Consider the following 21,094-nt stretch of genomic DNA (forward strand, 5'->3'; position numbering starts at 1 on the left):
CTGGGTGTTCGTGGTGATCAGGTTCCGGGTGGGGGAGTCCGAGCAGGCCGGGTTCGGAGAGCGGTTACAGGCCGCCGTCGACGTGCTCGCGCAGCAGAAGGGGTTCGTCGCGGCCCGGACCGGGCGGAACGTGGACGATCCGGAGCTGCTGGCGCTGACCCTGGAGTTCGAGAACGTCGGGAGCTACCGCCGGGCGTTGTCGCCGTACGACGTGAAGCTCACCGCCGTACCGCTGCTGTCGCAGGCGATCGACGAGCCGACGGCGTACGAAGATCTGCCGATCTAGCGCGGATTCGATCGCGGGCGCCGGGGACCGATAGCCTGGAGCCTTCCATAGATTTGTCTGTACCCGTTCTGGAGTCCAAAAGTGCCCGTGGAAACCGTCGATGCCGTCGTCAGCCTCAGCAAGCGGAGAGGCTTCGTGTACCCCTGCGGCGAGATCTACGGCGGTACCAAGTCGGCCTGGGACTACGGGCCGCTCGGCGTCGAGCTGAAGAACAACGTCCGCGGCCAGTGGTGGCGGACGATGGTCACCGGCCGCGACGACATCGTCGGGCTGGATTCCTCGGTGATCCTGCCGACCCAGGTCTGGGAGGCGTCCGGGCACCTGTCCGAGTTCGTCGACCCGCTGACCGAGTGCCAGTCCTGCCACAAGCGGTTCCGCGACGACCACCTCCGCGAGGACTACGCGCGCCGGAAGAACAAGGACGCCGACACCGTCCAGCTCGCCGAGATCGCCTGCCCGAACTGCGGCAACAAGGGCACCTTCACCGAGCCGCGGATGTTCAACGGCCTGCTGAAGACGTACCTCGGCCCGGTCGAGTCCTCCGAGGGCCTGCACTACCTGCGCCCGGAGACCGCGCAGGGCATCTTCGTCAACTTCGCGAACGTGATGGGCACCGCCCGGAAGAAGCCGCCGTTCGGCATCGCCCAGGTCGGCAAGAGCTTCCGGAACGAGATCACCCCCGGCAACTTCATCTTCCGGACCCGCGAGTTCGAGCAGATGGAGATGGAGTTCTTCGTCGAGCCCGGCTCCGACGAGGACTGGCACGAGTACTGGCTGAAGGCCCGCTGGGACTGGTACACCGGGCTCGGGCTGAACCCGGACAACATGCGCTTCTACGAGCACCCGAAGGAGAAGCTGAGCCACTACTCGAAGCGCACGGTCGACATCGAGTACCGGTTCAACTTCGGCGGCAAGGAGTTCGACGAGCTCGAGGGCATCGCGAACCGCACCGACTTCGACCTGACCACGCACTCCAAGCACTCCGGCGCCGACCTGTCGTACTTCGACCAGGAGAAGGGCGAGCGCTGGACGCCGTACGTGATCGAGCCCGCGGCCGGGCTGACCCGCAACGTGCTCGCGTTCCTGCTCGACGCGTACACCGAGGACGAGGCGCCGAACGCGAAGGGCGGCGTCGACAAGCGGACCGTGCTGCGCTTCGACCCCCGGCTCGCGCCGGTCAAGGCCGCCGTACTGCCGCTGTCCCGGAACGCCGACCTGTCCCCGAAGGCCCGCGACCTGGCCGCCGAGCTGCGGAAGAACTGGAACGTCGACTTCGACGACGCCGGCGCGATCGGCCGCCGGTACCGCCGCCAGGACGAGATCGGTACGCCGTACTGCATCACCGTCGACTTCGACACCCTCGAGGACCAGGCGGTGACGATCCGGGAACGCGATTCGATGAAGCAGGAGCGGGTCGCGCTCACCGAGGTCACCGGGTACCTCGCCCAGCACCTGGTGGGCTGCTGAGCATGAAGGTCACCCGGGGGCTCGGCCTGGCAGTGGTGGCCGTGTTCGTGCTGGCGTCCTGCTCGGACAGCAAGCCGACCGCGGGCAACTCCCCGTCGACGGCTCCTTCGACCGGGCCTTCGACGGGGCGGTCGTCCGGTACGCCGATCCCGACCGCGTCGACGCCCGTGCTCACCCCGTTGCCGACGCCCAGTACGCCGTGGCCGACGCCGAAGGTGACCGGCGCGCCCGCCGACGACGCGCCGCTGGCCGAGCGGATCACGTTCGCGATCGCCAAGAAGACGCAGATCGCGGCCGGCCGGGCCGCCACGACGACCGTGAAGTGCCCCGGCATCGACAAGGTCGAGACCGCCGGGCAGCACAACCTCGACTGCACGGTCACCTACGCCGGCAAGCCGTTCACCGGCAAGCTCACCGTCGACGCGAAGCAGTACAGCGCGTCGTACAAGTTCACCTCCGAAGAGATCGCGATCGTCCGCCCGAAGGTGGTCGACGCGGTCCTGCGGGTCGCGCCCGGCGCCTCGAAGGTGGCCTGCGCCATGGAGGACATCGGCATCGTCGTCCACGACGGGCTGCCGATCGGGTGTGACGTGACCACCACCGCGAACGCGGTCCTGCCGTACAAGGCGTCGATCACCGGCAACGGCGACGTCGTCGTGAAGAAGGCTTGAAGTGCTGAAGCTGGGCAACCTGACGATCGAGACGCCGGTGGTGCTGGCGCCGATGGCCGGCATCACGAACGCGGCGTACCGGCAACTGTGCGCGGAGCAGGGCGCCGGGCTGTACGTGTGCGAGATGATCACCTCGCGGGGCATCGTCGAGGGGGACCAGAAGTCGCTCGACATGCTGACCTTCGCCGAGAGCGAGACTGTGCGGTCGGTGCAGTTGTACGGCGTGGATCCTGTGTATGTCGGGCGCGCGGTGCAGATCCTTTGTGATTCGTACGGGGTCGCGCACGTCGACCTGAACTTCGGGTGCCCGGTGCCGAAGGTGACCCGCAAGGGCGGCGGTGCCGCTCTGCCGTGGAAGCGGAACCTGCTCGGCGCGATCCTGCGGTCGGCGGTCCACGCGGCGACGCCGTACGGCGTACCCGTGACGATGAAGACCCGGATCGGGATCGACGCTTCGCACCAGACCTACCTGGACGCGGGACGGATCGCCGAGGAGTCGGGTGCCGCGGCGATCGGGCTGCACGGGCGGACCGCCGCGCAGGCGTACTCCGGCCAGGCGGACTGGTCGGCGATCGCTTCGCTGGTCTCGCACGTGTCGATCCCGGTGCTCGGGAACGGCGACATCTGGGAAGCCGGCGACGCGCTGCGGATGGTCGCCGAGACCGGATGCGCCGGGGTGATCGTCGGGCGCGGGTGCCTGGGACGGCCGTGGTTGTTCCGCGACCTGGCGGCGGCGTTCGCCGGGGACGAGGTGCTCGAGTTGCCGACGCTCGGTGAGGTCGCGGCGGTGATGCGGCGGCACGGCGAGCTGCTCGCGGAGCTGATGGGGGAGCAGCGCGGGCTGCGCGACTTCCGCAAACACGTCTCGTGGTACCTGAAGGGCTTCCCCGCCGGCGGCGAACTTCGCGCCGCCCTCGGCATGGTCGACACCCTCGCCAACCTGGACGTCCTGCTGTCACAGCTGGACCCGAGCGTTCCGTTCCCGGTCGCCGAACTGGGCGCCCCGCGAGGCCGTCAGGGCAGCCCCCGCGACCACATCATCCTCCCCGAAGGCTGGCTCAACGACACGGACGGCCTGACCGCCGACCTGGCCGACGCCGAAATCGGCGTCTCCGGCGGCTGAACGCGGCGGCTGCCGGTCTCGTGGGCGTGGTGTCCTCCGGCACTTGGCTACCGCAGGACATTCCACAGTTGGTCGACAGACAGTGCGCCCTCGTCCGGGTCAGGTGGTTCGAAGGCGGCCAGGTGCTGGTCGAGGACGGCGTCGGTGACATCTCGTCGGGACGGCGAGAGGCGGTTCGACTCCCGGCGGGCGCGGACCGTCGCCTCGTCGGCCTCGACGTACACCAACCTGAACTCAACCCCGGCCTCAGCCGCCAGCGCCCGCCACCCGTCCCGCAGGAACCGCGGCGAGCTGGTGTCGTCGACGACCACCGCCACACCGGAGCCCAGCAACTCCAGCACCTCGGCCTGGGCGATCCGATGCGTCCGGCCCCACTCCTCGACCGGGATGCCGTCCCCGCCCCACAACCCGCGCCGCTCGTTGATCTCGTCCAGACTCACGACCCGCGCCGGCAACCGCCGTGCCAACTCGCGCGCCACCGTGCTCTTCCCCGAGAACGAGGTCCCGCACAACACCACCAACCCGGCCGCCACCCCCACATCCAACCAGTTGTGGAAGGTCAGCTCATTCCGACCTTCTGGTGGTCGGGCTCGACGACCAGGACGACGCGCTCGTGATCACGGGGGTACTTGATGTCGATGTACTTCGCCACCAGCCGGTCGATGATCTCCCACGCCTCGTCACCCTCGATCCACTCGACCACCCGCCCGCGGACGACGACGGGCTCGAACGGATTGTCGGCCGGGACGATCGACAACGCCAGCCGGGGATCCCGCCGCAGGTTCCGTGCCTTGCGCATCGAAGGTCCGGTGAAGAAGACGATCTGGTCCCCGCGGGTGCCGGCGTACACCGGCGTGCTGTGCGGCGAGCCGTCCGGCAGGACGGTCGCGAGATGGGCGTACGACGCGGCGTCGAGGACACTGCGTACTCGCGGTTCGAGCATGATCTTCTCCGTTCAACGAGGGTTGCTGGAACGCCAGGCGACGTAGTGGGCGACGGCTTCGGCGGCGTCGTACTCCGGGGTGAATCCGGTCTCCGCGGTGAGCCGGCTGATGTCGAGGTGCGGGGTCACCTGCCCGCCGGGCACGGTCTCGACCTTCAGGGCTTCGGCGAAGTCGCGGTACATCGAGGGGCGGCCGCTGGAGACGTTGTAGGTGGTGTGATTCAGCGTTTCCGCCGTTGTCAGCAGGGCGATCGCGCGTCCCATGTCCGGTGCGTAGCACGAGTCGCCGCCTTCGTCGGCGGGCAACGGGGCCGGCTGTTCGCCGCGCTGGATGGCGCTGACGTACGGCGGGATGAAGTTGAACACCGACTCCGGATCCATCAGCGGTCCCCACGTCGACCCGATCCGGAGGATGACCGGCTGTACGCCGGTACCGCGCAGGGCGTGGGTGGTGAGCGGTTCGACCGCCTTCTTGAACGCGATGATCAGGTGCGGGAGATCGGCTTCCGGTAGCGCGAGCTCCTCGTGCCACGGGTTCTCGGTCCGGCCGATGTACACGCCGATACTGCTCGCGACCGCGAACCGGCGGACACCCCAGGCGCGGGCCGCGTCGAGCGCGTTCAGCAGGCCGGTGGTGTCGGTGCGGAAGTACCCGACCGGGTCCTCGCCGGGGATGGTGCCGGCGAGGTGCACGATGTCGCTGACGGCGTGGCGCTTGCCCAGGGCAAGGAATGCGTCCCGGTCGGTGACGTCGAGGGACTCCACCGTGACCCGTCCTTCCAGGAACGACGGTACGTCGGCGGTGCGGTGCGAGGTGACGACGACCTGGTGGCCGAGGTCGGTGAGCGCGCGGGCGGTGTGGGCGCCGATCATGCCCAGCCCGCCGGTGATCAGAATCGTCATAGGTCACAGTCCTTGAGGGAAGTGGAAGAAGTGCCCGGGATCGTAGGTGTTCTTGACAGTGCGCAGCCGTGCCAGGTTCTCTGCGTGGTACGCCGTGGGCCCGTCGGCCAGCGCCGGGTCCGGGAAGTTCGGGTAGACGTGGCCGCTGCCGTCCGCGTGCGCCGTCGTCCAGGACGCGTCGATCCAGGGATCCGCGCGCCGGGCGACGTGCTCGAGCAGGAAGCGTTCGTTGCGGTGGGCAAACGCCGTGGCGTCGGGGGCGATCCGGTTGTACGCGCCGCCCATCGCGGTGAAGGACAGGTGCCGCGGTCCGCCGCCGGCGCGGAGCCGGGTCAGTAGCGCGTCGAGGACACCGTCGGTCAGTGCGTGTCCGAAGAACTCCGACCTGATCCGGAGCGTCGTGTGATGCGGCGCGTCCGGCGGATCGGCGAAGCTGCGCTTGAGGTCCCGCAGCGACAGTCCGCCGCGGAGCTGGAACGGCACCGGCGTACCGCTCAGGTCGCTGAGCTCCTGCAGCAACTCCCGGGTCGGGTCCTCAGCGAGCAGGCCGGCCCCGGCCAGCACGGCCCGGATCGCCTGGCCTGGTTGGGAGATCAGCGCGAGGTTGACCGTCAGGTCGTCGGGGGTGCCGGGCGCCCAGGCCTGCCAGGCGGCGACCAGCTCCTCCGGCGCGCGGACGACCCAGTCCGCGGCGACGCGGGTCACGACCGGGGCCGGCACGGTGGCGAACCGCAGCTCCGTGACCACGCCGAACTGTCCGCCGCCGGCACCGCGCAGCGCCCAGAACAGCTCGGGTTCGCGGTTCTCGTCGGTCTCGACGACACTGCCGTCGGCGAGCACGAGTTGCGCGCCGAGCAGGCGGTCGCAGGTGAGACCGTACTTGCGCCCGATCAGCCCGATACCGCCGCCGAGGGTCAGGCCGGCGATACCTACGGTGGGGCCGCAACCGGCCGGGAGCGCCCGGCCGTTCGCGTGCAGTTGGTCGTACACCTGGGCGAGCCGGGCACCGGCGCCGACGGTCGCTGTCCCGTCTGCGGCGACGGAGACAGCGTCGAGGCCTGTCAGGTCCAGGACGACCTCGCCGGCCGAGGACCGCCCGGCGAAGCAGTGGCCGCCGCCCCGTGGCACGAGGTGCTCGCCGGTCGCGCGGGCCTGTCCGACGGCGGCGACGACCTCCGCCACCGTCGTCCCGCGCACCACCCGGGGCTTTCGCTCGATCGTCTTCGGCATGTGGTCGAGACTAGGAGCGGCGTACCCTCCGGTTCTTGAACAAAACGTGCATGCTCAGGCCCGGAGCCGGGTCGCGAGGAACGGCAGGTACGACCCCGAGTGGTCGTGCTCGCAGGCGCAGCGGTCGAGGTTCTCGCCGAGCAGCTGGGTCGGGGTCAGCCCCGTCAGCCGCAGGCATTCCCGGCTGAGGTGCGCCTGGTCGGCGTAACCGGCGTCGATGGCGAGTCCCGCCGTACCGTCGGTGCCGCGCCGGCCGGAGGGTGCCGCACCGGCCTGCGCGAGCGCGAGGAACCCCTGGAAGCGCAGCGTCCGCTGGAGGACCTTGGGAGTCGTGCCCACCGCGTGCAGGCACCGCCGGCGGAGCTGGCTGGTGGACAGCGACAGCTGCGTGGCGAGTGAGTCGATGGCGATCGGCTGCCAAGGCATCAGTGCCTGTACGGCGTTCCGCACCAGCGGATCGGGCCGGCCCGCGATCCGGAACTCGTTCAGCAGGTGCGCCTGCAGATACATCAGCGCCCGCTCGGGGGTCGTCGCACGGGCGATCGCGTCCACGAGCCGTTCCACCGTCGGGCCCCAGACATCGGCCAGCCCGAGCCGCTGGTCCACCAGGTCGTTGAGAACGGCCGGCAGCGGCGGCGCGGTCCCGGGACGGAAGCGGACGCCGACCAACGTGGTCCGCGCCGGGATGATCTCGATCGCCGGCCCGGTCAACGGGCCGAGCAGGTGCGGCCGTCCGCCGATCGGGAAGTGGATCTCGACGCCGCCACTGGGCAGGTGCCGGTGCACGTGGTCGGTCGCGCCGGTGCGCTGGATCCAGACCGTCCGGACGGCTCCGGACAGCCCCGGAATCGGCGCCCGTTCGAGATACACGCTCGCACTCAACGGCGTTCGGCGGGAGATGTCAAGAACCTTCTACTTTCCGCTGATCCCTTGACCTGCCAGGGGATTCCGGGGGACCTTTGACGGCAATGCATTTACGAGTCACTTCCGAACATGGTTCGTAAAGGGGAGTCCCCGTGGACATCGTGATCGGCGTCGTCACCCACGTGACGCATCACGAGCTGTTCCACGACGCCGCGCGCACCCTGCGCGGTGTGGACCTGAAATGGGTCAGCTACGACCACGAGGACGAGATCCGCGACCGGGTCGCCGAGTTCCTGAGTACGACGACGCACCTCGACGGCTTCCTGGCCGGCCCGGTGCCGTACACGGCGAGTCAGGAGCTCCTCCCGCCGGGGCTTCCGGTCGGCGTGATCCGGTCGTCGGCGCTCGACCTGACGCTCGCGCTGTACCGTGCGCAAGAACGCGGCTGGGGCCGTACGCCGGTCAGCATCGACACGTTCCCGGCCGACGCGGTCGAAGCGGTGGCCACCGCGCTGGACCTCGACCAGGACCAGATCGACTGCTTGCCCTACGCACCGACCCAGACCGTCGACGAGATCGCGGCGTTCCACCGGGACGCGTTCGCGCGGTTCGGGGAGCGCAGCTACGTGATCAGCGTGCGCGCGGCCGTCCGCGAGCAACTGGCCGGGCAGATCTCGATCATGAGCGGGATGCCGGTGCCGGCCACGATCCGGACCGAGCTGCACGAGCTCGCGCTGCGGATCGAGTCGGAGCGGGCCAGTGCGCAACGGTTCGCCGCCGGGGTGTTCCTGATCTCGGACGCGCCGGACGAGGAACGGGCCCGGATCGGGCTGATGAACCACCTGCACAACACCCCCGAGTTCGCCGGCGCCTGGATCGAGAACCGCGGGCGCCGCGGTGTCGTCGTCTTCGCCCACAAGGCGTTGTTCGAGCGGATCACCCGCAACTGGGTCGCCGTACCGGCGCTCGCCGAGGCCGCCGCGGCGCTCGGTGCGCGGCTCTCGGCCGGGTTCGGGGTCGGCGTCTCGGCCCGGAACTGCGTGCTGCTCGCCGAGCAGGCGGCGGCCCGTGCCGAGCTCGCCGCGGAGCCGTGCGCGTACCTGTTCGAGGACAGCGGTGTCGTGATCGGCCCGATGGGACCGGCCGGCGAGGCGCTGCGGTACTCGTACCGTTCGCACGGCGACGACATCGAACAGCTCGCGAAGTACGTCGGTCTGAGCGCGGCAACCGTCTCCCGGCTGGCCGCGCTGGACCAGGAACTGCAAGGCCGCACGCTCTCGCCTGGAGAGCTTGCCGGTCATCTCGGAATCACGGACCAGAGCGGGCGCCGCCTGATCCGGACCCTCGACGCAGGCGGCCTGGTGAGCGTCGAGGGCACTGCCCAGCACCACCCCAAAGGACGCCCGACGCGTCTGTACCGACTGCGCATCGCCCGAGCGTTGGAGGCACAACCATGGAGCTCACCCGCCGCCACATCCTCAAGCTGACCGGTCTCGGACTGGTCCCGCCCGCTGTTCTGTCCGCCTGTTCCGGCAAGTCGTCCTCCGGAGGAGGTTCCGGGGACGGCAGCGTGAAGTTCGAGGGCTGGGACTACGAGGCCGCCCTCGTCCAGCAGAACCTCGACCGGTTCACCAAGACCAGCAACATCAAGGTCGACTACACCCCGATCACGAGCGCGCAGTACGTCCAGAAGGTCGTCGCCGAGTTCACCGGCGGCGGCGGTCCGGACGCGCTCTACGTGTACGACGACTCGCTCGCGGCCTGGGTCGACGGCGACTACCTGCAGCCGCTCGACGGCATGGCCGGTGTCGACGAGATCTACGACGCCATCTACCCCGGCAACGCCCAGGCGATGACGTACGACGGGAAGCGGTACGGCCTCCCGTACTACACCGACGCCAACTGCCTGACGTACAACGCCGGGATCCTCGCCAAGGCGGGGATCTCGAAGCCGCCGGCGAGCCTCGAGGAACTCGAGGCGCAGGCGCTGAAGATCAAGAACGCCGGCCTGCTGCAGTACCCGATCGGGCTGCCGGCGCAGTTGTCCGACACCTGGTGGTCGTGGGTGTGGGCGCTGGTCTTCGGCAGCGGCGGGAACATGTTCGACGATCAGCAGAATCCGATCATGAACACCTCCGACACAGTCACGAAGGATGTGTTCAGCTGGCTGCAGCAGGCCGCGACCAAGTCCAAGGTGATCGACCCGGCGTCGCTGCAGTTGCTGCCGGTGCCCGTCGACAACGCGATGAAGGCCAACCGGTACGCGTACACGATCGGCGCGCGGTACGCGAGCCGCGACTACAACGACCCGGCGAAGTCCAAGGCCGCCGGGAAGATCCGGATGGCACTCGTGCCGAGCCTGGACGGCAAGGAACACGCGACGGTCAGCAACACCCGGATGTACGGCCTGGCCAAGGACACCGAGGTCAAGGACAACGCGTTCAAGCTGCTCACGTACCTCGGCGGGTACGACGACCAGAAGCAGCCGTACACCGCGAAGTTCTGGTTCCTGCAGCGCGGGCTCGGCTTTGCCTACAAGAAGATGGTCGACGATCCTACGATCGTCGCGGCGTTGCGCAAGTTCGCGGATCCGAAGATCTACGCGCACCTGGCCGAGATCGCGAAGCCGCGGAACGTGCTGGGCGTGCCGTGGTACACGGAGTTCGAGACCGAGATGCACAAGGTCGTCCAGGGCGTCCTGAGCAACCAGACGCAGCCGTCGGCGGCCGTCGACTCGCTCGCTCAGACTGCCGGCACGCTCAAGAAGAAGTACTCCTGAGCATGGTCGCGTTTGCCGAACGCCGCCCGCTCGGCGACACCGCCAAGGCGTGGGCCCTGAACGCCCCGGCCATCGCGGTGATCGCCCTACTGGTCGCGTACCCGATCGCGTACTCGTTCTACGTCAGCCTGCAGAAGAACAACCTGAAACGCCCACGGGCCAAGCGATTCATCGGTTTCGACAACTACCGGTCGCTGCTCTCCGACCACGCGTTCCTGTCCGCGTTGAAGGTCTCGGCGCTGTTCGTGGTGGTCGTGCTCGGGTTGACCGTCGTACTCGCGCTGATCCTGGCGCTGGTGCTGAACGAACGGTTCCACGGCCGCGGGCTGTTGCTCAGTCTCGCATTGTTGCCCTGGGCAATGCCCGGCGTGGTGAACGGCCTGATGTGGCGGACGATCTTCGACGCGAAGACCGGCGCGCTGAACGGTCTGCTGCAGCAACTCGGCCTGATCGACGACTACCACGCCTGGCTGACCTCCGGGACCGGCGCGTTCCTGTTCACCGCGCTGGCCCAGGTCTGGAACACGCTGCCGTTCTCGGTGATCATCCTGCTCGCCGGATTGTCGACAATCCCCTCAGAGCTGTACGACGCGGCGACGGTCGACCGCGCCGGCGCCTGGCGGCGCTTCACGCAGGTCACCGTGCCGTGGCTCCTGCATCCGCTGCTGATCGTGCTGATCCTCGAGACGATGAACGCGTTCCGCGCCTTCGACACGATCTACGTCCTGACCGGCGGCGGCCCCGGCGACGCGACCACGACGATCGCCCTGCTGGACGTCCAGACCGTCCTCACCTTCACCGACTTCGGCCTCGGCAGCGCCTACGCCTGGGTGATCACCGCGATCACCCTGCTGATCTCCGTCGCCTACATCGGCCTCCTCTACCGGAAAGGCAACTTCGACGTATGACGACCGTCGTGAAGGTCCCGGTCCGGTACCGGATTCCGTGGAAGAAGATCGTGCTCTACGTCCTGGCGGTCGGGTTCGGGTTGTATCTCGTGCTGCCGTTCTACTGGATCGTGGCGATGAGTTTCATGCACGAGGTGGACGCGATCTCGGTGCCACCGCACTGGATCCCGGTGCATCCGACGCTGGCGAACTATCTGGGCTTCGTCCGGCCGGACGCGGCGCAGGAGCTGGTCGGTGGGCGGGCGGTGTCGGAAACGCCGTACTCGTTGCGGAACAGCCTGGTCGTGGCGACCTCCACCGCCGTACTGAACCTCGCGCTGGCGACGTTCGCGGCGTACTCGTTCTCGCGGCTGAAGTTCCGCGGGAGTCAGGTGCTGCTGGTGCTCTATCTGCTCACGCGGATGGTGCCGGGGATCGCGATCATCATCCCGTTCTATCTGCTGATGCGGTCGTTCGGGCTGCTCGACACGTACCTGGCGCTGATCCTGTCCTACACGACGTTCGCGCTGCCGATCACGATCTGGATCCTCAAGGATTTCTTCCGGTCGGTGCCGCGTGAGCTCGAGGAGGCGGCCCGGGTCGACCGATGCGGCTGGTTCCGGACGATGTGGACGGTGTTCCTGCCGGTGGCGGCGCCCGGGCTGGTCGCCGCCGCGGTGTTCGCGTTCATGACCGCGTGGAACGAGTTCATGTTCGCGCTGTTCCTGACCAGTACGAAGGCGGCGAAGACGATCCCTGTGGTGGCGGCGAACTTCGCCACCGACTTCAACACCCAGTTCACCGTGATGGCCGCGGCCGGAGTGCTCGCGGTCGTTCCCCCCCTGGTGCTGGCTCTGCTCTTCCAGCGCAAGCTGGTGCAGGGCATGGCCGCCGGATCCGTGAAGGGCTGAGGCGAGATGGCCGAAGTACGTTTGGACGGTGTCAGCAAGCGGTTTGCCAACAAACTGGTTGTCGACAATCTGAACCTGACCGTCGAGGACCAGGAGTTCCTGACGCTGGTCGGGCCGTCGGGTTGTGGAAAGTCGACAACCCTGCGGATGATCTGCGGGCTGGAGCGGGCGACCGAGGGCAACATCTTCTTCGACGGCAAGCCGGTCAGCTGGCTGCCGGCGAACAAGCGCGACGTGTCGATGGTGTTCCAGAGCTACGCGCTCTATCCGCACCGGACGGTCGCGCAGAACATCGGGTTCGCGCTGAAGATGATGCGGGTGCCCAAGGCAAAGATCACCGAGGCGGTGCAGCGGGCGGCGCGCACGCTCGACATCGAGGACCTGCTCGACCGCAAACCCCGTGAGCTGTCCGGCGGCCAGCGCCAGCGGGTCGCCCTCGGCCGGGCGATCGTCCGCGACGCCGGGGCGTACCTGCTGGACGAGCCGCTGTCGAACCTGGACGCCCAGCTCCGGGTGCTGATGCGCGCCGAGATCAAGCGCCTGCACGTCGACGTCGCGCGGACCTTCATCTACGTCACCCACGACCAGGTCGAGGCGATGACGATGTCGGACCGGATCGCGGTCATGCGGGACGGCGTCATCCAGCAGTGCGCCACTCCGGAAGAGATCTACGAACGCCCCGCGAACCGCTTCGTCGCGTCGTTCATGGGTTCACCGCCGATGAACTTCCTCACCGGCGAACTGTCCGACGCGGACGGCACCCGCGCCTTCCGCTCGGCGGCCCTGACCCAACCGCTCACCCAACGCCTGGAGGCAGCCGAACGAGCGGTCGTGCTGGGTATCCGCCCGGAAGACCTCACCGTGTCGACCACGCGGGTCGAGGGCCATCACCCCGCGAAGGTCTTCGTCTCCGAACCGCTCGGTCCCGACGTTCTCGTCACCGTCAACATCCAGGGCGAGCTGCTGAAGGCCCGCGTCCCCACGCCGTTCCGGCTCGGCCACGACAGCACCGTGTACGTCGGCCTCAACCCGGACCGGCTGCACCTCTTCGACGCGGCCGACGGCACGGCCCTCCACGCTCCCGAGTGAAAGGAACGCCCTTGAGAGACCCCGAGAACGCGACCGTCGAGGTCGACCTCCCGGAAGACTTCGACGCCTTCTGGGCCGCCGGCCTCGCGGACTGTGCGTCGTACCCGCTCGACCCGGTACTCACCGAGATGCCGGCGCTCTGCACAGATCGTGTGATTGTCTACGATCTGCGCTTCACCAGTTACGGCGGACTCCGGATCGCCGGCTGGTACGCCGTACCGCGCGACCGGCCCGGCCCGCTGCCGGGGCTGGTCACGATCCCCGGGTACATCTCGGAGCCGACCGTCCCGAAGGAATGGGCCGAACTCGGCTACGCCACGCTGGCGATCGCCCCGCGCGGCAAGCTCCGCTCGAACGAGGTGTTCAACCCCGGCTACCCGGGCCTGCTGACGCACAACATCGTCGACCCGAACACCTACGGGTACCGCGGCTTCTACCTGGATGTGGTCCGCGCGGTAGAGGTGCTGCTGGATCGTCCTGAGGTCGACAATCAGCGGATCGGTCTCCAGGGTTCCAGCCAGGGCGGCGGGCTCGGGATCTCCACGGCCGCGCTGATGCCCGACGTGATCAGCTGCGTCGCGGCCGGGGCGCCGTACCTGTGCGGGATCATGACCGCGCCCACGCTGACCCGGTCCTACCCCTACGAGGAGATCAACGAGTACCTGCGCATCCACCCGAAGGACGTGGACCGCGTCCGCGAGACGGTCGCCTACTACGACGGCCTGAACTTCGCCCCGAAGGTGCAGGCGCCGACGTTGCTGTACCTCGGGATGGAGGACGACGTCTGCCCGCCGGAGACCGGGTTCGCACTGCATCGGGCGCTGACGTGCGAGAAGACCTTGCACCTGTACCCGCACTGCGCGCACCACGCCGGCCTGCCGGACGTGATGCGGATCGTGGAGGACTTCCTTGCCGAACACCTCACCCCGGGACGGTGACCTGATGACATTCGACGCCTACTGGGCCCAGGTCGACGAAGAGCTCGCGGCGATCCCAGGCCGACCGGTGCTGGACGTGGTGCCGGCGCGTACGACCGACGAGGCGACGTTCTACTCGCTGCGGATCACCAGCACCGGGCCGTACCGCGTGTACGGCAACCTGAGCATTCCGGCCGGCGACGGGCCGTTCCCGGGGCTGCTGATCACCCCGCGGTACGGGAGCGTCAACAACATCCCGCATCCGAACGACCGTGGCCGGTACGTCGTCCTCAGCCTGATGCATCGCGGCCAGCGCCTGGCGGACGAAGGTTTCGCGGCGGCGTACCCAGGACTGCTGACCATGGGCATCGACGACCCGTCGACGTACGTCTACCGCGGTATCGCGGCGGACTGCCTCCGCGCGGCTGAGTTCCTGATGGGGCTGTCGGAGGTGGATCCGGCCCGGGTCGCGGTGAGCGGGGACGACCTCGCTGTGCTGACGGCGGCACGGCGGCCCGGGTTCAGCTCGGTGCGGGTGACGGACCTGCTGTTCTACCGGGCGATGGAGGCGCGGTTGACGTCGTGTCTGTATCCGTTGGAGGAACTGAACGATCACGTGCGCGGTGGAGCGTCGACAAGCGGATTGTCGACAACCCTCTCGTACTACGATCCGGCGCGGCATGCTCCGGGCGTGAGCGGGCGTACGTTGGTGTCCGTCGAGGACGAGGACTGGTGTCGTTCGTTGCTTACCGCGTTGCCGGATCCGGAGGTCTACAAGGTCACGCATCTCGACGGTACGGACAACGACTTCCTCGATGCGTGGTTGGCGCAGCGGTCCGGGGTCCCGGCGATGTCGAAGTTCGTCGTATGAATCCGCTCGGGGCGCGGCCGGTCATCAACGCCAACGCGACGGTCACCGTGCTGGGCGGTTCGCTGATGCCGCCACCGGTCGTGCAGGCAATGGTGGAGGCGGCGGCACAGTTCGTCGACCTGCCGGACTTGAACAGGCGTGTGGGGGAGCGGCTGGCCGAGCTGACGCACAACGAGGCCGCCTACGTGACCTCCGGGGCAGCCGCCGCAATCACGCTGGCGGTCGCCGCCTGCATCACCACCGAGTCGCAGGCCTTCCCTGCTGATGCCACGGTGGTCATGTTCGCCGGCCAACGCAACGGCTACGACTACTCGGCCCGCTTCCTCGGCACCCGCATCGTCGAGATCGGCCCCTCGGAGCACGAACTCCGCACAGCGCTCTCCGGCGAACCCGCGCTCGGCGCTCCGGGCGATCCTGGGGCCGGTCCGGCGGGTGGGGTCGCGGGTGGGACGGCGGGTGGTGCGGCGGGTGGGGCGGCGTACGAATCCGGGTCGAAGCCCGCCTGTGTGTTGTGGTTCGCCGGTGCGCATTACGCCGCGGGTGCGCTGCCGATCGAGGATGTTGTCCGGGTTGCTCGTGCGGCCGGCGTACCTGTGCTGGTGGATGCGGCGGCGCAGATCCCACCGGTTGCGAGCCTGTGGCGGTTCACGCGGGACGCCGGTGCGGATGCCGTGATCGTCAGCGGCGGCAAGGGACTGCGTGGACCGCAGGCCAGTGGGCTGGTGCTCGGGAAGCGGTGGCTGATCGACCGGCTCCGCGGGCACAGCTCACCGCTGCACGAGATCGGACGCGGGATGAAGGTGGGAAAGGAGGAGCTGATGGGCCTGCTCGCCGCGGTCGAGTGGACGCTGCAGCAGGACGAGGGGGCGCTGCTGGCGAGCTACGAGCGGATTGTCGACAACTGGATTGTTGGCTTGCAGGACATCCCGGGCGTGGTCGTCGAGCGTGGGTATCCGAGCGAAGCCGGCCAGCCGCACAGTCGCGCCGTACTCCGATTGACCAGGAACCGTGACGAGGTGGTGCAGGAGCTGTTCGACGGCGACCCACGCATCTCGGTCGGCACGTTCGGCCTGCCCGATGACGCGATCGCACTGAACCCCCAGACGCTCCGACCCGGAGAGGACAAACTGGTCCTCGACGCCATGCTGAAGCTCCTGACCCCTGGTTTCCCTCTAAGCTCAGGGGATGGCGCGTAAGCCGGACGAGGTGCGGGACGGGGTCGAGCTGACCAATCTGGATCAGCCGCTGTTCGACGGGGCCGAGGCGACCAAGCGGGACCTGGTCGACTACCTGGACGCGGTGCACGGGCGGATCCTGCCCGAGCTACGGGAGCGGCCGCTCTCGGTGGTGCGGATCCGCCCGGGGCAACCGCAGTTCATGCAGAAGAACGTTTCGAAGTACACGCCTGACTGGGTCAAGACCGTCCAGGTGTGGGCGGAGGCGTCCAAGCGGGAGGTGTCGTACGCGCTGTGCGACGACCGGCGGACGTTGCTGTGGTTCGCCAACCAGCGCGCGGTCGAGTACCACCCGACGCTGATGCGCGTCGGCCGCTGGGACCGGGTGACGCACCTGGTGCTGGACCTCGACCCGCCGGAGGGCGAGACGTTCACGATGGCGGTCCAGGCGGCGCTGCTCGTCCGGCAGGCGCTGACCGACTCCGGGTTGTCGGGCGCGGTGAAGACGAGCGGCGCGAAGGGCGTCCATGTCATCGTTCCGATTGCCGACAATCTGACGATCGAGGACGCGGCGGCCGCGACCCGGGCGATCGCGGCGCGCGCGGAGAAGCTGGATCCGGACGTCGCGACCACGGCGTACATCAAGGAGGACCGGCACGGGAAGGTGTTCGTCGACTCCACGCGTTCGGGCGGCGCGACGGTCGTGGCGGCGTACAGCCCGCGGGTCCGGCCGGGGACGACGGTGTCGTTCCCGGTGAGCTGGGACGAGCTGGAGAACGTGTCGCCGCGGGACTTCACCGTCCGTACGGCGCCCGAGCTGCTCGGGGACCGCGATCCGTGGGCCGACGCCCTGCCGGCGCCGCAGGAGATTCCCGAGGACGTGCTGGTCGAGGGCCGCGCGATCCCGGTCGCCCGGGTCGCGGCCATGCACGAAGGCAAACGCCGCAAACGCGCCCGGGAGGCCGCCGAGAAGGAGTGAGCTACTCCGCCGCGGTGACCAGCTCGAGGGCGGCGCGGCGGACGAACGCTGACGGGTTGTTGCGGAGGGCAACCAGTAGCCGGCGCCAGGCGGGCGGCCAGCCGGCTCGTGGGCCGGCGGTGGACAGGAGGGCGTGCGCCAGAAGGCCGGACGCTGGATCGGTTGCCTGGCTGAGCGATTCGGCCGGCGGGAGCAGCTCAGCCGGCGACCAGTTGGATTCGGTTGCCCGCAGACGGGCGCGGAGGAGCTCCGCCGCAGCAGCGGCCGCCAGTACGTCGTCCCCAGTGGCAGCCGGGACGGCCCCGACAACCTCGCGGAGTGTGCGTACGGCGTCAGCCGGTGTGGGCGCGGCCAGGAGAAGCAACTGTAAGCGCGACGTGAGGTAGTCGGGCGCGGTGAGCTCGGCAGCGACCTGCGAGAGGTGACTGCGAGCGGCAGCCGAGCGATGCGCCAGTTGCCCGGTGAGCTGACCCACCAACCGGGCCAACCGCTGCCGAGCCGGGTGGTCCCGATCCGCGGCGGCGTCCGGCAGCGCCGGATCCTCCTCGAGCCGAACCAGCAAACGGACCGTTTCGACAAGCTCAGGCACACCGTCGGACGGATCGGACGCCACAATCGACACCAGCGCAGTGATCGCGTCCGACCACACGCGACTACGCAGCGACAGATCCGTGACGAAGTCGGCACAAACCCCCGCGGCAGCAGGGCTGTAGCGCGCCCACCCACGCAGCGCGAGCAGCGTCGGACCGACCACCTCCGGTTCCGAACGGGTCGTCACCGCGATCAGCAGATCGGCGTACCGCGACCGGTACGCGAGCGGTACGTCGTAGGCCGAACGCGCGCCCAGCACCACCGCGGTCGCCGGCGAATCATGCACCGCCTGCTCGAGAACGGCCCACGCCGCGGGGTCGTACAACAAGTACTGCGACACAGTCCGGGCGATCGCCGCGCGCACGTCCCGATGCGCCCCGGCCCACGTCTCCGTCAGCACCGCGCCCGCGCCCGGCGCGCGCAGCTCACCCAGCAGCCGCACCGCCTGCTTGCGCGCCGTCACCTTCACGCCCTCGCGAGACAGCACCGGCTGCAACAACCCCGGCAACAAACTCGGCGGAACGTAGCGCGCCGCCCGACTCGCCGCGTACATGGCGACACGCGCCCGATCGTCCCCTGCCCGGGACAGAAGCAAAGGCATCGCCAGCTCCGGGCGCCCGGTCCACGCCAACGCGCCCAGCGCGGCCTCCTGCAACAGCACGTCTTCACTCGCCAGGAACTCGTCCAAGGCAGGCCGCCCGGCCGAGGGCACCCGACCGAGTGTCTTCACGGCCGCGGCTCGGTACCACTGGGGCATCCCGGGATCACGCGCCACGCCGGCCAGCAACGACGCGTACCGGGCCTGCTGTCGCGGTAGCCACAGCCGCAGCGCGTAGTCCGGCACCTCCCACGACAGGCTGTTCCGATCGAACCGCCGGATGCTGTCCGCCGCCTCGAACACCGGGTCGAGCAGATCGGTCCGTACCTCGGTCACCAGCCACCACACCGGATGCCAGCGCGCGAGCCGCACGTCCCGGCGGATGATCCGCTCGACTCGCTCCGACCGGGTCGACGGCGCATCCAGCCAGTACCGGCACGCCCGCTCGACCGTGTGCTCCTGGTTCGACCACACCGCCTGCTCGAGTACGTCCTGCAGGTGGTCCAGCCGCCACGCCCGCCGGCCGAACGCCTCGGCCACCGCGAACGCCAGGCCGAACTCCAGCCGCCGGGCGGACGCCTCGATCGCCGGCCGCAGTACGTCGTACACCGCGGCCTCGCGCCCGCGCGGCAGATTGTCAACAATCCGATGGAGTGCGATCTCACCGAGGTTCTCCGCCAACCGCGCATGCGCCCGCAGGCCCCAGTCCAGCAGGGCCGACTCGTTGCCCAGGGCACCATGTACGACGGCGCGCTCGGCGATCCGCCCGAGCGCGCGCCGGGTCGCCCACGAAGTGTCGCGCGCGTTCAGCGCATCCTCGAGCAAGGTCTCGAACGGCACGGTCAACGCCGCGGTCAGCAACGTCGGTGAGACGTCGGCGACGGTGTGCAGTACGGCGAGCCGCACCAGATCCTGGTCGTTCCGTACCCGATCCGCAGCCCACGTCACCGCCGCCACGACCTGCTCCGGCCGCGTCGCTGACCGGAGAACCGCCTGATACACCGACGAACGCACTCCCGCGTCGGGATCCCGGAGCTCGTCCGACAGCGACGCCCGGGCGTCGTCGTACGGCAGGTGAGCGGTCACCCGCCGCCGTCGTGCGCCGTCCTCCGCGATCGCAGGCAGCGCCAGCATCCGCCTTGCCTGCTCCACCCGCACGGCATGCGGCAGCACCCGCAGCAGTTCCGAGGGCAGCTCAGCCTGACCGAGGTCGACGTCCTTCGTCACCGCCTCGAACACCCGCCCGCGCCGGCCCGGAGCCAGCTCCCGCAGTACGTCGGTCAGCTCCGGCCAGAGGACGCGACCGAGCTCGACCAGCTCATCGTCGGAGTACCGGTACAACCGGCGTCGGAGGGCCGGCGTCAACGCCTTGTGTACGACGCTCCGCCGGTCGGGCGCGAGCAGCAAGGCCAGGACACCGGCCGGATCCCGATCGGCGAGCGGCCCGATCACGTCGATGACCGCCGCCGGCAGGTCGTGGGCCGGCAGCGCTTCCTCCAGCAACTCGACGTCGAGCGCCGCGGCGACGGCGTGTCCCACGCCCTGCCACCACTCGGCGCGGTCCTCACCGGCCGGCAGCGTCGCCCGCGCGAACGCGAGCACCTGCTCCCGGTGATGCTTCGCGAGCCGCCGCCAGTTGCCCGGCGTCACGCAGTACGCCAGCTCCGGCAGCAGCCGCGCCACGGTCTCGTCGTCCACGGCGTCGAGCAGACCGGTTGCCGCGACATCACCCCAGCGCGCGCGGTGCTCGTCGATCAGCCGTACGGCGAGATGCTCCCGCCGCTGCCGCCGTACCAGCGCCACCAGCTTGGACCGGAGCGCCGCCGGTGCGTCGTCGTACAGGATCCGCAGGTCGTCGTCCGTCACCGGTACGCCGCGACCCACCGCGGCGAGCGCCCGCGCCTGGACAGCCGGCTCGCGGTCCCGCAGCATCCGGGAGACGTACGCCGCGTCGCGCGTGACCTCGGCGATCTGCAGCCCGAGGACGCGCTCGAACGAACTCCCGCGACCGAGCTCACCCAGCAGCCCGGCCAGCTGCGGCGCGTGGTCCGCCAGAAACCGTACGCGCCCGCCGTACGAGAGCCCGTCGATCGATCGCAGCAAGTCCGGCAGACGCATGGACCCATCCTGCCGAACGAGTGGTGTCAGCTCGCGAGCGACGCGTCCAGGATCATCGTCGCGGCCTCCCGGGCGCGGACGGCCGGATCGGCGGTGCCGGAGATCGCGGAGCGGGTGATGGCGCCCTCGCTGAGCAGGATGAGGTGGTCGGCGAGCTGCTCGGGATCGCGGGCGCCGGCCGCGGCGGCCAGGTCGCCCAGTGCGCGGCGGAAGCCTTCCTTGTGCTCGAGCGCCAGCTCGGCGACCCGCGGCGAGACGGTGCCGAGCTCGCCGAACGAGTTGATGAACGCGCAGCCCCGGTAGTCCCGCTGCTGGAACCACTCGTACAGGAAGTCGAACACCGCCAGCAGCCGCGACCGCGGATCGGTCGCCGCCTCGACATGCTCGGCGAGCATCGACTTCCAGAGCGCGTCGCGGCGGTCCAGATATGCCTCGATCAGCGTCTCCTTGGACGGGAAGAGCTGGTACAGCCGCTTCAGCGACACCCCTGACGCGGACCGGATCGCGTCCATCCCGACCGCCTGTACGCCGCGCTCGTAGAACAGCGCGTCCGCCGCGTCCAGCACCTGTCGTTGCGCCGTCGCCGTGTCCAGCACCATCTGTGCAACCTCCCGGGTGACCCGCACCACCTTGCGCGGAGAACCATCGTTCTCCTACAGTAGCAAACGCCAGCAGAGAACGATCGTTCTCAG

At 69.3% G+C, this 21,094-nt stretch carries 20 protein-coding genes; 13 read left to right on the forward strand and 7 right to left on the reverse strand.

The genetic code is table 11. The features are described 5' to 3' along the window. The first annotated feature begins 4 nt into the window (after positions 1-4). The 4 genes from AB0M51_RS01975 (at position 5) to dusB (ending at position 3,547) form a co-directional block, all read left to right on the forward strand. Positions 5-286, forward strand: coding sequence for an antibiotic biosynthesis monooxygenase (locus tag AB0M51_RS01975; protein ID WP_344189901.1), 282 nt, complete (start codon positions 5-7; stop codon positions 284-286). A gap of 81 nt (positions 287-367) precedes the next feature. After that, positions 368-1,753 carry a glycine--tRNA ligase gene (locus tag AB0M51_RS01980; RefSeq protein ID WP_344189899.1) on the forward strand — a complete coding sequence of 462 codons (1,386 nt, stop codon included), beginning with the start codon at positions 368-370 and terminating at the stop codon, positions 1,751-1,753. A 2-nt stretch (positions 1,754-1,755) separates the two neighbouring features. Then, complete coding sequence (locus AB0M51_RS01985; RefSeq protein ID WP_344189897.1) at positions 1,756-2,424, forward strand: hypothetical protein; 669 nt, start codon at positions 1,756-1,758, stop codon at positions 2,422-2,424. 1 nt (position 2,425) lies between these two features. Next, entirely contained in the window at positions 2,426-3,547 is a 1,122-nt protein-coding gene (gene dusB, locus AB0M51_RS01990; protein WP_344189895.1) for a tRNA dihydrouridine synthase DusB, read from the forward strand. Positions 3,548-3,594: 47 nt separating this feature from the next. On the opposite strand, the gene AB0M51_RS01995 is transcribed toward dusB, so the two are convergent. From AB0M51_RS01995 to AB0M51_RS02015, 5 genes are read right to left on the reverse strand one after another with little or no spacing between them, the layout of a single operon-like run. After that, the gene (locus tag AB0M51_RS01995; protein WP_344189893.1) at positions 3,595-4,080 is read right to left on the reverse strand and encodes an ATP-binding protein; all 486 of its coding nucleotides are present in this window, start codon (positions 4,078-4,080) and stop codon (positions 3,595-3,597) included. A gap of 26 nt (positions 4,081-4,106) precedes the next feature. After that, complete coding sequence (locus tag AB0M51_RS02000; protein ID WP_344189891.1) at positions 4,107-4,490, reverse strand: PPOX class F420-dependent oxidoreductase; 384 nt, start codon at positions 4,488-4,490, stop codon at positions 4,107-4,109. Positions 4,491-4,502: 12 nt separating this feature from the next. Beyond that, entirely contained in the window at positions 4,503-5,393 is an 891-nt protein-coding gene (locus AB0M51_RS02005; protein ID WP_344189889.1) for an NAD(P)-dependent oxidoreductase, read from the reverse strand. A 3-nt stretch (positions 5,394-5,396) separates the two neighbouring features. Next, entirely contained in the window at positions 5,397-6,623 is a 1,227-nt protein-coding gene (locus AB0M51_RS02010; RefSeq protein WP_344189887.1) for an FAD-binding oxidoreductase, read from the reverse strand. Positions 6,624-6,677: 54 nt separating this feature from the next. Beyond that, positions 6,678-7,493: a DUF6597 domain-containing transcriptional factor gene (locus tag AB0M51_RS02015; protein ID WP_344189884.1), complete on the reverse strand. Its 816-nt coding sequence runs from the start codon at positions 7,491-7,493 to the stop codon at positions 6,678-6,680. A gap of 146 nt (positions 7,494-7,639) precedes the next feature. On the opposite strand from AB0M51_RS02015, the gene AB0M51_RS02020 reads away from it, so the two are divergent. Genes AB0M51_RS02020 through ligD form a run of 9 tightly spaced genes read left to right on the forward strand, consistent with a single transcriptional unit; the run spans position 7,640 to position 17,095 of the window. Then, positions 7,640-8,974, forward strand: a complete 1,335-nt coding sequence (locus tag AB0M51_RS02020; protein ID WP_344189882.1) for a hypothetical protein — start codon at positions 7,640-7,642, stop codon at positions 8,972-8,974. Further along, positions 8,941-10,266: a sugar ABC transporter substrate-binding protein gene (locus tag AB0M51_RS02025; RefSeq protein ID WP_344189880.1), complete on the forward strand. Its 1,326-nt coding sequence runs from the start codon at positions 8,941-8,943 to the stop codon at positions 10,264-10,266. The genes AB0M51_RS02020 and AB0M51_RS02025 overlap by 34 nt, the downstream gene beginning before the upstream one ends. Before the next feature lie 2 nt (positions 10,267-10,268). Continuing rightward, complete coding sequence (locus AB0M51_RS02030; RefSeq protein ID WP_344189878.1) at positions 10,269-11,174, forward strand: sugar ABC transporter permease; 906 nt, start codon at positions 10,269-10,271, stop codon at positions 11,172-11,174. Next, complete coding sequence (locus AB0M51_RS02035) at positions 11,171-12,064, forward strand: carbohydrate ABC transporter permease (RefSeq protein ID WP_344189876.1); 894 nt, start codon at positions 11,171-11,173, stop codon at positions 12,062-12,064. Before AB0M51_RS02030 ends, AB0M51_RS02035 begins: the two co-directional genes overlap by 4 nt. A 6-nt stretch (positions 12,065-12,070) precedes the next feature. Continuing rightward, a complete protein-coding gene (locus tag AB0M51_RS02040) occupies positions 12,071-13,153 on the forward strand; it encodes an ABC transporter ATP-binding protein (protein WP_344189874.1) in 1,083 nt (360 codons plus the stop codon). 11 nt (positions 13,154-13,164) lie between these two features. Further along, a complete protein-coding gene (locus tag AB0M51_RS02045; protein WP_363747721.1) occupies positions 13,165-14,091 on the forward strand; it encodes an acetylxylan esterase in 927 nt (308 codons plus the stop codon). 4 nt (positions 14,092-14,095) lie between these two features. Further along, positions 14,096-14,941: an acetylxylan esterase gene (locus AB0M51_RS02050; RefSeq protein WP_344189870.1), complete on the forward strand. Its 846-nt coding sequence runs from the start codon at positions 14,096-14,098 to the stop codon at positions 14,939-14,941. Beyond that, positions 14,938-16,137, forward strand: coding sequence for a hypothetical protein (locus AB0M51_RS02055; protein ID WP_344189868.1), 1,200 nt, complete (start codon positions 14,938-14,940; stop codon positions 16,135-16,137). The genes AB0M51_RS02050 and AB0M51_RS02055 overlap by 4 nt, the downstream gene beginning before the upstream one ends. Further along, on the forward strand, positions 16,127-17,095 hold the full coding sequence (ligD, locus tag AB0M51_RS02060; protein ID WP_344189866.1) for a non-homologous end-joining DNA ligase: 969 nt from the start codon (positions 16,127-16,129) through the stop codon (positions 17,093-17,095). Before AB0M51_RS02055 ends, ligD begins: the two co-directional genes overlap by 11 nt. A gap of 1 nt (position 17,096) precedes the next feature. Here the strand turns inward: ligD and AB0M51_RS02065 are convergent, their stop codons facing one another. Next, entirely contained in the window at positions 17,097-20,402 is a 3,306-nt protein-coding gene (locus tag AB0M51_RS02065; protein ID WP_363747724.1) for a HEAT repeat domain-containing protein, read from the reverse strand. 26 nt (positions 20,403-20,428) lie between these two features. Beyond that, positions 20,429-21,001: a TetR/AcrR family transcriptional regulator gene (locus AB0M51_RS02070; RefSeq protein ID WP_363747726.1), complete on the reverse strand. Its 573-nt coding sequence runs from the start codon at positions 20,999-21,001 to the stop codon at positions 20,429-20,431. Positions 21,002-21,094: the final 93 nt, after the last annotated feature.

It is taken from the genome of Kribbella sp. NPDC051137 (genome assembly GCF_040682535.1).
Taxonomy (GTDB): Bacteria; Actinomycetota; Actinomycetes; order Propionibacteriales; family Kribbellaceae; genus Kribbella; species Kribbella karoonensis.